Here is a 13,485-nt window from a genome sequence, read left to right on the forward strand (position 1 = left end):
CTACGGAATTTGCAACAGCAAGATTGAAACCATGGTAGCCATTACTACGATAAAAGGGGTTGTACATATGTTAGTTGCTTCAAATAGTAAAATGTCGATAAATGTGGAACGGTTAAATAAGGATATTTCTTTATTTCCACAGGTTCATCCTGTTACGTCAGAAATGAATACGACTCACAAAGGTGTATCACGGTTAGTCATGATCGATCGTTACTCTTTCAAGGACACAGAAAAAATGACGTTATCTGAGGGAGATTTTGTCGTACTAACGATAAAAGATGATCCTAAGTTTCCGGCACGAGGGCTAGGGTTTATAAAGAAGATTGATTGGGAACAAAACATGGCCGATGTGTGGATTGAGGAAGAATTCAGAAGTGCAATTGATCACCCACTTGAAGCCAAGACTGGAATCGTTTCAAGAAATTTAGATGTCATTGAAAAACCTCTCGAAGTGTATTATGAACAAATTGCCAAACGGAATGCGACTGGTCTAGCTGCCGTGGAGAAAACGGAAGAAAAACGCCAAGAGTGGTTTGAGAAATTTTATCATGAACTATCCAAGTTACACTTTGTACCAGCTGGACGAGTACTATACGGAGCGGGTGCGGCAACGGATGTAACGTATTTTAATTGCTATGTTATGCCTTTTGTTCAAGATTCAAGAGAAGGTATTTCTGAACACCGAAAACAGGTAATGGAGATTATGAGCCGTGGAGGTGGAGTTGGAACGAACGGATCCACTTTAAGACCACGTAACACTTTAGCAAAAGGAGTAAATGGAAAATCTTCTGGATCTGTTTCTTGGCTGGATGATATTGCGAAACTAACACATCTAGTTGAACAAGGTGGATCAAGACGTGGAGCTCAAATGATTATGCTGGCGGACTGGCATCCAGATATTATAGAGTTTATTATTTCGAAAATGCAAAACCCGGCAATTCTTCGCTTTTTGTTAGAAAATACAGAAGATGAACAAATAAAAAAAGTGGCGATCAACAAGTTGAAGTTTACGCCTCTAACTTCAGAAGAAAAAGCGATGTATCAAGGGATAGTGAATTACAAACACATTGAAGGGTTTGGCGGGTTTGACGAAAATATTATTTCAAATGCTGAAGAAAAATTACAAACGGGCGGTAACTACAGTGTTCATAATTCAGAGTTTTTAACAGGGGCTAATATATCTGTTTGTTTAACAAATGATTTTATGGAAGCTGTTGAAAATGATGGAGAGTACGAGCTGCGTTTTCCAGATGTTGAAAGCTATAATGAACGTGATATGGAAGTGTACAATAACGAGTGGCAAAAAGTAGGGGATGTACGTGAGTGGGAAAAGATGGGTCATAAAGTACGTTCATATCGAAAAATTCGTGCAAGAGAGTTATGGAATTTAATCAATATTTGTGCGACATATTCTGCTGAACCTGGTATTTTCTTTATCGATAATGCCAACGATAAAACGAATGCAAAAGCTTATGATCAAAAAGTTGTGGCGACAAACCCATGCGGTGAACAACCACTTGCACCTTATTCTGTTTGTAATTTGGCGGCCATTAATTTAGCTCAATTCGCAGAAAAAGAAACGAAGACCGTTAATTTTGAGAAATTAAAGCAAACGGTTGAGGTGGGTGTCAGAATGCAAGATAACGTTATCGACGCCACTCCTTATTTTCTAGATGAAAACAAAAAACAAGCACTTGGAGAGCGACGAGTGGGCCTTGGTGTAATGGGCCTTGCCGATTTATTAATATATTGTGAGAAAGAATACGGATCTCCTGAAGGAAATGAATTAGTAGAGGAAGTCTTTAAAACGATTGCCGTAACAGCGTATCAAACATCTGTTAATCTTGCGAAAGAAAAAGGCAGCTTTCCATTCCTCGAAGGAGCTAACGATGATGAAACTTTACGTTTAAGACGGAGGTTTGTAGAAACGGGCTTTATGTCTCAGATGCCAATAGAAGTAAAAAATGCGATTCTTGAGAATGGGATTCGAAATTCGCATCTTCTTACTGTTGCTCCAACGGGAAGTACAGGTACGATGGTAGGGGTGTCGACAGGTCTTGAACCTTATTTCTCCTTTACGTATTACAGAAGCGGTCGATTAGGAAAATTCATTGAAGTAAAAGCAGATATCGTACAAGAGTATTTGCAACATCACCCTGATACAGATCCATCTGAATTACCTCATTGGTTTGTGACGGCAATGGATTTAAAGCCGGAAGCTCATGCAGATGTACAATGTGTCATTCAGCGTTGGATTGATAGCTCGATATCGAAGACAGTGAATGCACCACAAGGATTTGCCGTGGAACAAGTGGAAAAGGTATATGAACGTCTTTACAAAGGCGGGGCTAAAGGTGGTACCGTTTATGTAGATGGAAGTCGTGATTCCCAAGTACTCACGTTAAAAGCCGAGGAAAATGGCACGGAAAACAAAGATGACAAGAAGGAAAATCAGCATAAAGTGGTGTTAGTTGATACGATTCAAGAAATTCGCTCGACAAATGTTACGATAGGATCAGAAGTAGGAAATACTTGTCCTGTCTGCCGAAAAGGAACGGTGAAGGAAGTTGGCGGCTGTAATACTTGTACGAATTGTGGTGCACAGTTAAAGTGTGGACTATAATGTTGAGGACGACAATTGTCGTCCTTTTTTTATTGGTAGTATGATTTAGCCATCCGTGAAGGAAACCTGTCTAAAGCATAATTCATAAAATTAGTTCTAATTTCATCTCCATATCATTATTTATGTATCAGGGAACGAACATCTGAGGAGATGGTCTATGTGCAGATAGATGTGGTTTTTTCTGGAGGGGGTATTAAAGGTTTTGCGTTGATTGGAGCGTATCAAGCAATAGAAGAAAAAGGCTATATCATTAAACGAGTAGCTGGTACCAGTGCCGGAGCGATAATTTCTGGATTTATTGCCGCAGGGTATAAAAGTGAAGATATAAAGGTTATTATGTCTGAAGTGGAGTTATCAAACTTATTTGATCCTAGTTTTCGCTTTTTACCAGGTCCTTTAAGGAAATGGTTGTCTTTGTATTTTCAGCTAGGAATATATAAAGGAAAGAAAATAGAGAACTGGATTGAAGATAAATTAGATCAAAAAGGCATTAAGACATTTGCTGACTTGCCACCCCAAGCATTGCGTGTAGTTGCGTCAGATTTAACGACCGGACGCTTATTGGTTTTACCAGACGATTTAATTCATTATGGAATTGATCCAGAAAGTTTCTCTGTTGCAAAAGCCATCTACATGAGTTCTGCCTTGCCCTACTTTTTTCAACCGGTTAAAATGAAGTCTAATGGTGATACTTCGGTAATCATTGATGGAGGTGTGCTCAGTAACTTTCCATTATGGTTGTTTGATAAAGATAACATAAAAAAAACGCGACCAGTTTTAGGAGTAAAATTAAGTCATCGTTATGAAGATATGCCTAAACATGAAATTGACAATGGGATAGATATGTTTGAGGCACTATTTGAAACGATGAAAAGTGCACATGATGCACGATACATTTCTAGAAAGCATGAGAAGAATATCATTTTTATTCCAACAGATGGAGTATTAACAACAGAGTTTCAATTAACGGAACAAAAAAAAATCGCCCTTATCAATCAAGGGCGTAAAATGGCAAATAAATTTTTAATGAGATGGTCGCACTAACAGGGTTATAAGCTAGCCCTGTTTTTCTTTTTGTTTTTCTTTCCTTCTATTACAGTTAGTTTTACATCAGAACGCTTTCGTAAAGGCCGTTGTCGAATGGATGATTTCGCCGATTTAGACTTCATGCGCTTTTTCGAAAATTTTGCAGCTTGCAAATAGGCACGTTGCTGTTGAAAATTAGGTTTTCTTTTCATAAAAACACGGTAGATAAGAAAAAAGAGTCCTACACTAATAGCTACAAAGAAAGCATATCGGATGATGCTTAAAGGGTTGTCAATGAGTACTGAACCAAACCCAATCGCTGCTAGAATAATAACAGTGTAAAGGAAAATGGACCGAAAGGGCATAGAAGCCACCTCCTCCTGATCTAATAGGAAATCATCATTTGCTATTTTTCCTATATGTTCATTTTAGACAATTTCTTCTGAATTTAATCTTGTTTTAGAACCGTTTTCCATTTTTATTAATTCTTCAAAGGAAGCGATTGCCACTTCTACTTGAGAATCGTCAGGTTCTTTAGTTGTTAATAGTTGTAACCAAAGACCTGGATAACCTAAAAATCGTAAAACAGGTACTTCCCGAAAGCGGTTTGTTAATTGTAAAACTTCAAACGATACACCTAAAACAACAGGGATAAGCGCTAGTCGATTCACAATTCTGACCCAAAGTGGATCAATTGGAACAAACATATAAACAAATACTCCGACAAACACAGTGAAAATAATAAATGAGCTTCCACAGCGATAATGCAGGCGAGATTGTGCTTGAACATTCTCGACGGATAAAGGTAAATTATTTTCATACGCGTTTATTACCTTATGCTCAGCTCCATGATATTGAAAAACCCGTTTAATAAGGGGCGTTAAACTGATGGCGTATATATAAACAAGCAATAATACCAGCTTGAAAAGGCCCTCAAGAAAAATTTGTGTGTAGTAACCTGGGAAAATCGGACTTAATAGCTCTGCTAAAAACAAAGGGATGAGCGTAAATAACGTTTTTCCAAAGATAAATGAAAGAACACCAACTGCTGCTACTCCGAGAATCATCGTTAGTTTGCTGACCTCTTCGGATTTTACGGTTCCATCATCTTTCGGGTCGACGTCATATCGTTCGGTTGAGAAGTTTAAATGTTTTGAACCATTTGCACTTGCTTCAACTATTGCCACGACACCACGTAAAAAAGGGATTTTTTTGAGCTTTTGAATAAGTGGTTTTGACTTTCGTGGAGAGTGGAAATAATCAAGAGAACCATCCTTCCTTCGAATCGCTGTAACGGTATGTTTTTTTCCACCAAACATAACCCCTTCTACAACTGCCTGACCACCATAAACAGGTTTTTGTTTATTGTCCATTTTATACACCAACCTATTGTTATTCTTAACTGTTATATTTCTCAATTTTAAGAGAGTTATTACCATTCTACTAAAAAAAGTTTCAATAAACTAGGAAAAGAATTTCAGTAAAGTTTCGGAAGGAATTTAAGAAACTGGACATAATGATGGTAGGAGGTGTACTGATGGCAGAAAAAAAAGAAACAGATAAATTAGAGCAAAATCAAAAAGAAAAACCAATACCATTTCTGCTGAACGTCGTATTAACTGGTTTTATTGGTGGAGTGTTATGGAGTGGTATAGCCTATTTTACGTATATATTCCATTTTACAACAATTAGTCCTAATATTTTCTTTGAACCTTGGGCTGCAGGAGAGTGGAAAGACTCTTGGATTGGAATACTATTATCGATTATTGGCTATGGAATCGTATCAATAGGAGCAGCATTAATTTATTATGGCCTCTTTCGAAAATTACGATCGATGTGGGTAGGAGCAGCCTACGGAATCGGATTGTTTTTGATCGTCATCTTGTTGCTAAATCCCTTATTTAAGAGCATGAAGTCCTTGACTGAGTTGGACATAAATACACTTATTACGTGTGTATGTATCTATTTATTGTACGGAGTTTTTATTGGTTTTTCTATATCGTATGAAGAAGAAGAACGAATGAACCAGGAGCAACAACAGGGAAAAGATGTGAGTCAGAATTAAAGAAAAGGGAATATTGTTAGTTCTTCAATAAAGGATTATGGTAGAATGTTCTTGATGAACATTCTTTTTTTCGGGTGATACGATGGATAAGTTGTTACTATTGAACGGTCCTAACCTTAATCGGTTAGGAAAAAGAGAACCAACGATTTACGGTTTTACCACGCTTAAAGAGCTGGAGAAAACAGTAGAAAAGCAGGCGTTACAATGGGGATATCATTTGGAGTCTCTTCAATCTAATCATGAAGGAGATCTCATTGATGCACTTCATGATGCAGAAGATAGAGAGATGAAGGGAGTAATTATTAATCCTGGTGCGTTAACACATTATAGTTATGCACTGAGAGATGCGATTTCTTCTATTTCAATCCCAGTCGTGGAAGTACATATATCAAATATTCATGCCCGTGAACCTTTTCGACATGAGTCAGTTACGGCACCGGTCACAAAGGGACAGATTGTTGGGTTTGGATTATTTGGTTACGAACTAGCATTAAAAGCCTTAATTCAATTTATTAAAGGAGTGTAAGAAAATGAGCAAATTAGCCAAACTAAGAGAGCAGTTCGATAAAGAAAATATTGATGGAATGCTTCTTACAAGTACATATAATCGCCGATATATGACGAATTTCACAGGGTCAACAGGTGTAGCCCTTATTACAAAAAGTAAAGCGTTATTTATTACTGATTTTCGTTATACAGAGCAAGCTACAGATCAGTGTGAAGGCTTTGATATTATCGAACATAAAGGTGGTCCTATCGTAGCAGAAGTAGCCAAGCAAGTGAAGGAACTGGATGTAAAAAAACTCGGTTTTGAGAAAGATCATGTAACGTTTGCCACGTATGCTCAATATAATCAGGAGGTTCAAGCAGAGCTAGTTCCTGTTTCTGGAATGGTGGAAAACTTACGCTTGATTAAGACTCCTTCAGAGATTAAGATATTAAAGGAAGCTGCGGATATCGCTGATGCAGCATTCAAGCATATTCTTGATTTTATTGCACCTGGTAAAACAGAGCTGGAAGTTTCTAATGAGCTTGAATTTTTTATGAGAAAGTGCGGTGCCACTTCATCTTCCTTTGATATCATTGTGGCTTCTGGTAAACGCTCTGCCCTTCCTCATGGTGTAGCCTCCAATAAAGTGATTGAAAAAGGCGATTTTATCACACTTGATTATGGTGCATACTATAAGGGATACGCGTCAGATATGACTCGAACAGTAGCTGTTGGACAACCGAGTGATAAGCTAGTCGAAATATACCAAGTTGTTCTTGATTCTCAATTAAAAGCCATGGATGAAATTAAACCTGGTATGACGGGAATCGAAGCGGATGCTATTTCCCGTGATTACATAAAAGAAAAAGGGTATGGTGACTATTTCGGACATTCGTTAGGACATGGAATTGGACTTGAAGTGCATGAGGGGCCTGGTCTGTCATTCCGTTCCAATACGGTGCTTGAACCAGGAATGGTTGTAACGGTTGAACCAGGGATTTACCTAAAAGGAATCGGCGGTGTTAGAATTGAAGATGATACCGTTATCACTGAAAATGGGAATGAAACACTGACACACTCAACAAAAGATTTAATTATATTGTAATAGGTACAGGAGGATTTACGATGATCTCAGTAAATGATTTTCGCACAGGTTTAACAATTGAAGTGGACAATGGTATTTGGCGAGTAATTGAATTTCAACACGTAAAACCAGGTAAAGGTGCAGCGTTTGTTCGTTCGAAATTACGTAACCTACGCAACGGAGCTATCCAAGAAAAGACATTCCGTGCAGGGGAAAAAGTGGCAAAAGCCCAAATTGATAATCGGAAAATGCAGTATTTGTACGCTAATGGTGATATGCATGTGTTTATGGATAATCAATCTTATGAACAAATCGAGCTTGCTTCATCGGCAATTGAGTATGAACTAAAGTTTTTAAAAGAAAATATGGAAGTTCAGATTATGATGTATCAAGCAGAGACGATTGGAATAGAGCTACCTAACACAGTAGAACTAACTGTTACAGAAACGGAGCCAGGAATCAAAGGAGATACAGCTTCAGGTGGTTCAAAACCAGCAACAGTTGAAACAGGTTTAACGGTTCAAGTTCCGTTCTTTGTAAATGAAGGTGATGTTCTTGTCGTGAATACAACAGATGCGAGCTATGTTTCTAGAGCATAATCGAAATTATCTAATATTTGCGCTAGGGTGAGAAATCACTCCTAGCCTTTTTATTATGACCAAAGCATAAGAAGGCAAAATAGATGAAATGAATATCAAATGTAAGGAGAGGCTGTATTGTAGCCTCTCCTTTTTCTTTGTCATAAATCTACTCTAGTAGAATACATTTTAAGTATCGGGAGGCTTGTCAAAGGAGGAGGGACATGGAGGAAATATACGCTATTTTACCTAAAGCCATTAAAGAATACATTACTACATTACCTCAAACGGTATTAGATCATCTTGAGGAAATTCGAATTAGAGTTCAGCGACCGCTTGAAGTAATTTCTCAAGGAAAACCTCTTTTCTTATCTTATATCATTCGCGAAGAGGATGCTGAGGCACTGATTAATAGATTGGCACAATATTCATTTTATACGTTAGAAGAAGAACTTAAGAGGGGATATATTACGATTGCAGGTGGGCACCGAGTGGGGCTTGCTGGAAAAGTAATATTAGAGCATGGTGAGGTAAAGGCAATTCGTCAGCTCTCTTCATTTAATATACGTGTAGCAAGACAAAAATCAGGGATTGCAATGCCGCTTATCCCTTACTTGTACGAGAACAGATGGATGCACACCATGATTATTGGTGCACCTCAAACAGGTAAAACAACGTTATTACGTGATATTGCACGTATTCTTTCTACAGGAGTTGAAGAGAAGCAGCTAGATGCAAAAAAAGTGGGAATTGTCGATGAACGGTCGGAAATTGCGGGGTGTGTAAATGGCGTCCCTCAATTAGCCTTTGGACCTCGAGTTGACGTTTTGGATGCATGCCCTAAAGCTGAAGGGATGATGATGATGATTCGTTCCATGAGCCCAGATGTTTTGGTAGTGGATGAAATTGGTCGAGAGGAAGATGCCAGGGCTATTTTGGAAGCTGTAAATGCGGGAATTACCTTATTCATGACGACACATGGCCATTCGTTTAGCGATATAAAAAAGCGACCGATACTCCGTGAAATCATCAACTTAGGAATCATTGACAGATATATTGAGCTTTCTAGAAAAACAGGGCCTGGTACAATTTCGACCATTCGGGATCATGAAGGTAAAGGCTTCTTAAAAGAAGTGAGTGTGACATAAATATGTTTAAACTACTAGGGGCTGTTTTTATCCTCCTATCTACAACTTGGGTTGGATTTGAAGCATCAAAATATTTGAGTGAACGACCGAGACAGTTACGACTATTAAGATCCGCTCTTCAATCCTTAGAAGCGGAAATAATGTTTGGGCATACACCATTACATGAAGCGACTAGAAAACTCTCCAAACAGCTTCAAAAGCCGGTCTCTTGGATATTTGAAACATTTTCTGAAAAGCTTACAACGGAAGAAACAACGGTGAAAGAAGCTTGGGAAAAAAGTTTAGATGAGGTTTGGAAGCTAACCGCGTTTCGCCATGGTGAGTATGAAGTGATGAAGCAGTTTGGTGAAAATTTAGGCCGCCATGATCTTCACACCCAGCAAAAACACATAATATTAGCTTTGACCCATTTAGAGCGTGAGGAGGAAGATGCAAGGGACAAGCAGTTTCGGTATGAGAAAATGGCCAAAAGTCTTGGAGTTCTCAGTGGGTTATTGTTAATCATTTTACTGGTATAAAGGAGGGCGTGGGAAGAATGGGTTTAGATGTTGATATTATTTTTAAAATTGCAGGAGTCGGAATTGTGGTGGCCTTTCTTCATACTATTCTCGACCAAGTAGGGAAGAAGGAATATTCCCAATGGGTCACATTATTAGGCTTTATTTACATTCTATTTATGGTTGCTTCCATCGTAGACGATTTGTTTCAAAAAATTAAATCAGTATTCCTCTTTCAAGGGTAAAGGAGGGAAAGGCGATTGAAATTCTTCAAATAGTAGGACTAGCCTTTATTGGTACATTTTTAGCCTTAATAGTGAAGGAAGAAAAACCTAACTTTGCCTTCTTGCTCGTTGTATTTGTTGGGTGTACGATATTTCTGTTTTTAATTGATCAAATTTATATGATCATTTCAATGATTCAGCGTATAGCGGTCAACGCAAATATAAACATGATTTACTTAGAAACGATTCTAAAAATCATAGGAATCGCTTATATTGCAGAGTTTGCTTCACAAATTACAAGAGATGCAGGACAGGGGGCAATCGCTTCAAAAGTAGAACTTGCAGGAAAAATCTTAATTTTAGCTATGGCTGTGCCAATATTAACAGTAATTATCGAGACGATAATCAACATGATTCCGAATAGTTAATATCGCTGGAAAAATGAGGTGGGATCATTGCGTGTAAAAGTCGCTGTTCTCTTCGTTCTTACCTCTCTACTCTTGCTCACTTCAAGTGTACAAGCTGTAGAGAATGATGAACAAAACGAAGAGCATGAACTAGTAGAAGAACAATTGGATCAGCTAGGAGTTCAAGAACTGAAAGTATTTTGGGAGGATGTTTTACAAAAGTATGGAGGGTACTTACCGGAGAGCCAAAGAGGCAGTTTAATAGATTTTATAAAAGGGGAAAAAACGTTTTCTTTCGATCAATGGATAAAAGGAATACTGAGGTTTACTTTTCAAGAGGTCCTCTTAAATAGCAAGCTCTTAGGAACTTTAATCATACTAACTATTTTTAGTATGTTTTTACAATCATTACAATCTGCATTTGAGAATGGGACAGTAAGCAAAGTGGCCTATGCGATTGTCTATTTAGTACTGATTATTATTGCGTTAAATAGCTTTCATGTGGCGATTGATTATACGATCGAGACAATCGACACAATGATACAGTTTATTTTAGCCTTAATTCCGTTGCTTCTAGCTTTAATTGCTTCATCAGGAGGAGTAGTGTCAGCTACATTTTTTCACCCAGTTATTATCTTCTTGATGAATACGAGTGGTCTAATGGTTCAATATGTTGTTCTCCCCTTACTATTTTTATCCGCTTTGTTAAGTATCGTTTCGACGATTAATGAGGAATACAAGGTGACGCAATTAGCTAATTTACTCCGAACGTGGAGCATCGGTTTGCTAGGTGCTTTTATGACCATTTTTTTAGGTGTACTTTCTGTCCAAGGAACGACTACAGCCGTAACAGATGGAATCACCATTCGAACAGCTAAATTTGTCACAGGAAATTTTATACCCGTGATTGGACGAATGTTTACAGATGCAGCCGATACGATCATCAGTGCCTCAGTGCTATTAAAAAATACAGTGGGAATCGCAGGGGTGGTTATATTACTTATGATAGCAGCATTTCCTGCTATACAAATCTTGGTGATTGCCTTTATATATAAATTTGCAGCGGCCCTATTACAGCCAATTGGTGGCGGTCCTGTCATCCTTTGTTTAGATATCATTGCGAAAAGTGTAATGTATGTTTTTGCTGCGTTAGCCATTGTATCATTTATGTTCTTTTTAAGTCTTACAATCATGATAGCTGCCGGAAATATTACTTTAATGGTCCGATAGGGGGGATATGATGTCATTTTTGACAGAGTGGATAACGAATATCATTTTATTTGTTTTGCTTGCGACGGTCGTGGATATGCTTTTGCCAAGCTCTGTCATGAAAAAATACACCAAAATAGTTGTTGGACTTCTACTAATCACGATTATTCTTACACCATTATTTCAATTTTTAGCTAGTGATTTTGAAGAAGTAATAGCAAAAGTCCAATTCCAAAATGGGAATGACGAGGAAAAAGTAGAAAATTTAATTGAAATGAAGAAAAAAGAAATACAAGCATCACAAGATGCATATATTTTAGAACAGATGGCTGTCCAAATGAAAGAAGAAGCTCAAAGGGTGTTGGGCGACGAACAAAACTGGGTGATTACGAACATTGAATTACAGGTACATGATTTGTCCACTATTCCAGACGGATTGTCTACTATTTCAGTCTTTTTATCAGAGAACAACACAAATGATGAAATTGCCCCTGTACAACCAGTCTCTATTAACACAACAACCCCTTTGAAGAAAGCAACAGAGAAATGGAAGGAGTTATCTCAGGAGCTTGCTCAAATTTGGGAAGTGGAGACAGAGAAAATCAGTATTTATGAGGAAAGGAGGGCAGAACCAGACAATGAGCCATAAAAACGATCCTTTCGAATGGTTAAAAAAAACGTTAAAAACAAACGATGAGCGTGATGGAGGGAAGAAACTAAACTTAAAATTTTACGTGCCTATCATTTTATTAATCGGGATTGCGTTTATGCTGATAAGCAATATATGGACACAAGGAGCAAATGGAGACAAGGCTGAAGTGGTTACGAAAGAAGAGGATGTTGACACTGTCGAAACATTTGGGACCTCTTCAAAAGAGCAACCGAAAACAATTCAAGATTACGAGCATCAGTATGAAAGTAAGTTGACCAAAGCGTTAGAAGAGGTCATCGGCATCGGTGAGGTAGCGGTTTATGTAAATGTGGATGCTACAGAGTTAAAAGTATATGAAAAAAATTCAAATTCCCAACAACAAACCACAACAGAAGTCGATCGTGAAGGTGGCCAAAGGAAAATAGAGGACGAATCGAGAGACGATCAAATTGTGATTATACGAGACGGGGAGAAGGAAGTCCCTTTGATTGTTGAAACGAAAAAACCTCCCATTCGTGGTGTTTTAATCATTGCGAAAGGAGCGGAGAATGTGCAAGTGAAAAAATGGATTAAAGAAGCAGTAACTAGTGTGTTTAATATTGGCAGCCATCAAGTATCGGTCATGCCAAAACAATAAAAGGGGGATCCATTCATGTTGCTAAAGAAACAAACCGTTTGGTTATTAACGATGTTAAGTCTTGTTGTTGTTTTATCTGTATATTACGTTACATCACCACCGACAGATCCGGCTAGTTTGACTGCTTCTGAATCAGATGAGGATGACGCTAATTTAAATGAAGATGCAGGGACAGAAGAGAACGGGGAAGCAATGACTGAGGATGAAATAAACATCATAACAGAAGTGACAGATGATGAGATGTTTACCGCTTTACGAATGGATATCCAAGAAGAAAGAGACAAGAGATTAAGCGACTTAACAGCCATCGTGGCTGCAACAGATGTTTCGTCTACTGAAAAAAATAAAGCGTATGAAGAAATGAAAGAAATAAGGGAATTAACAGAACAAGAAAAAATCTTAGAAGCTTTTATTAAAGATAAAGGTTATAGCGATGTTCTTGTTCGGAATGTAGGAGATCAAATAAAAGTGACCATTAAAATGAATGGTTCTGAACATACTAAAAAAGAGGCAAATAATATAATGAGGATGGTAAGAGAAGAGCTAGGGAATGACGGTACTACAGTAGCAGTCGAATTTCAACCTACAAGTGAAAGTGAATAAGAAAAAAAAGCTGATTGTGAGCGCAATCAGCTTTTTTATATGTGGACGGATTTAATCTATTTTCACGTGGAGAAAATAGTCAATAAGCCTTTCGTGCATAAATGATTTCTGATTTCCCATCACTATAATAGGCCGTAAGGAGGGATCTATCGTAAGTGAATAATACCTAAAAATGCGGGCCTTTACACATGTCTAGTAATTAAAAGCTATTCAATAGTAAATTATCATTAGCTCATTCGAAT

General features: G+C 37.8%; 16 protein-coding genes. 14 read left to right on the forward strand and 2 right to left on the reverse strand.

Features of this window, described 5'->3' with window-relative positions; genetic code table 11:
• Positions 1 to 67 precede the first annotated feature (67 nt).
• Both WAK64_RS13690 and WAK64_RS13695 read left to right on the forward strand, forming a co-directional pair.
• The gene (locus WAK64_RS13690; RefSeq protein WP_336587551.1) at positions 68 to 2,623 is read left to right on the forward strand and encodes a vitamin B12-dependent ribonucleotide reductase; all 2,556 of its coding nucleotides are present in this window, start codon (positions 68 to 70) and stop codon (positions 2,621 to 2,623) included.
• Between the two features lie 159 nt (positions 2,624 to 2,782).
• The gene (locus tag WAK64_RS13695) at positions 2,783 to 3,667 is read left to right on the forward strand and encodes a patatin-like phospholipase family protein (protein WP_336587552.1); all 885 of its coding nucleotides are present in this window, start codon (positions 2,783 to 2,785) and stop codon (positions 3,665 to 3,667) included.
• Positions 3,668 to 3,672: 5 nt separating this feature from the next.
• On the opposite strand, the gene WAK64_RS13700 is transcribed toward WAK64_RS13695, so the two are convergent.
• Both WAK64_RS13700 and WAK64_RS13705 read right to left on the reverse strand, forming a co-directional pair.
• Complete coding sequence (locus WAK64_RS13700) at positions 3,673 to 4,014, reverse strand: SA1362 family protein (RefSeq protein WP_336587553.1); 342 nt, start codon at positions 4,012 to 4,014, stop codon at positions 3,673 to 3,675.
• 63 nt (positions 4,015 to 4,077) lie between these two features.
• Positions 4,078 to 5,022 (reverse strand): DUF1385 domain-containing protein, encoded by a 945-nt coding sequence (locus WAK64_RS13705; RefSeq protein ID WP_336587554.1) that lies wholly within the window; start codon positions 5,020 to 5,022, stop codon positions 4,078 to 4,080.
• Positions 5,023 to 5,186: 164 nt separating this feature from the next.
• Between WAK64_RS13705 and WAK64_RS13710 the strand changes: the two genes are divergently transcribed.
• The 12 genes from WAK64_RS13710 to WAK64_RS13765 all read left to right on the forward strand — a co-directional run bounded on the left by WAK64_RS13710 (position 5,187) and on the right by WAK64_RS13765 (position 13,243).
• Positions 5,187 to 5,714: a YqhR family membrane protein gene (locus WAK64_RS13710; protein WP_336587555.1), complete on the forward strand. Its 528-nt coding sequence runs from the start codon at positions 5,187 to 5,189 to the stop codon at positions 5,712 to 5,714.
• A gap of 82 nt (positions 5,715 to 5,796) precedes the next feature.
• Complete coding sequence (gene aroQ / locus WAK64_RS13715; protein WP_336587556.1) at positions 5,797 to 6,240, forward strand: type II 3-dehydroquinate dehydratase; 444 nt, start codon at positions 5,797 to 5,799, stop codon at positions 6,238 to 6,240.
• Positions 6,241 to 6,244: 4 nt separating this feature from the next.
• A complete protein-coding gene (locus WAK64_RS13720) occupies positions 6,245 to 7,309 on the forward strand; it encodes a M24 family metallopeptidase (RefSeq protein ID WP_336587557.1) in 1,065 nt (354 codons plus the stop codon).
• A 20-nt stretch (positions 7,310 to 7,329) separates the two neighbouring features.
• Positions 7,330 to 7,887: an elongation factor P gene (gene efp, locus WAK64_RS13725; RefSeq protein ID WP_336587558.1), complete on the forward strand. Its 558-nt coding sequence runs from the start codon at positions 7,330 to 7,332 to the stop codon at positions 7,885 to 7,887.
• A gap of 203 nt (positions 7,888 to 8,090) precedes the next feature.
• Positions 8,091 to 9,014, forward strand: a complete 924-nt coding sequence (gene spoIIIAA, locus WAK64_RS13730) for a stage III sporulation protein AA (protein ID WP_336587559.1) — start codon at positions 8,091 to 8,093, stop codon at positions 9,012 to 9,014.
• Positions 9,015 to 9,016: 2 nt separating this feature from the next.
• Positions 9,017 to 9,532 carry a stage III sporulation protein SpoIIIAB gene (gene spoIIIAB, locus WAK64_RS13735; protein WP_336587560.1) on the forward strand — a complete coding sequence of 172 codons (516 nt, stop codon included), beginning with the start codon at positions 9,017 to 9,019 and terminating at the stop codon, positions 9,530 to 9,532.
• Between the two features lie 17 nt (positions 9,533 to 9,549).
• The gene (spoIIIAC, locus tag WAK64_RS13740) at positions 9,550 to 9,756 is read left to right on the forward strand and encodes a stage III sporulation protein AC (protein WP_336587561.1); all 207 of its coding nucleotides are present in this window, start codon (positions 9,550 to 9,552) and stop codon (positions 9,754 to 9,756) included.
• A gap of 14 nt (positions 9,757 to 9,770) precedes the next feature.
• Complete coding sequence (gene spoIIIAD / locus WAK64_RS13745; protein ID WP_336587701.1) at positions 9,771 to 10,163, forward strand: stage III sporulation protein AD; 393 nt, start codon at positions 9,771 to 9,773, stop codon at positions 10,161 to 10,163.
• 27 nt (positions 10,164 to 10,190) lie between these two features.
• Positions 10,191 to 11,372, forward strand: coding sequence for a stage III sporulation protein AE (spoIIIAE, locus tag WAK64_RS13750; RefSeq protein ID WP_336587562.1), 1,182 nt, complete (start codon positions 10,191 to 10,193; stop codon positions 11,370 to 11,372).
• 10 nt (positions 11,373 to 11,382) lie between these two features.
• A complete protein-coding gene (gene spoIIIAF, locus WAK64_RS13755; protein WP_336587563.1) occupies positions 11,383 to 12,000 on the forward strand; it encodes a stage III sporulation protein AF in 618 nt (205 codons plus the stop codon).
• Complete coding sequence (gene spoIIIAG, locus WAK64_RS13760; RefSeq protein ID WP_336587564.1) at positions 11,990 to 12,640, forward strand: stage III sporulation protein AG; 651 nt, start codon at positions 11,990 to 11,992, stop codon at positions 12,638 to 12,640. Before spoIIIAF ends, spoIIIAG begins: the two co-directional genes overlap by 11 nt.
• 15 nt (positions 12,641 to 12,655) lie before the next feature.
• Positions 12,656 to 13,243 (forward strand): SpoIIIAH-like family protein, encoded by a 588-nt coding sequence (locus WAK64_RS13765; protein WP_336587565.1) that lies wholly within the window; start codon positions 12,656 to 12,658, stop codon positions 13,241 to 13,243.
• The last annotated feature ends 242 nt before the right edge of the window (positions 13,244 to 13,485 follow it).

The sequence above is a fragment of the Bacillus spongiae genome, assembly GCF_037120725.1.
GTDB classification, from domain to species: domain Bacteria; phylum Bacillota; class Bacilli; order Bacillales; family Bacillaceae_K; genus Bacillus_CI; species Bacillus_CI spongiae.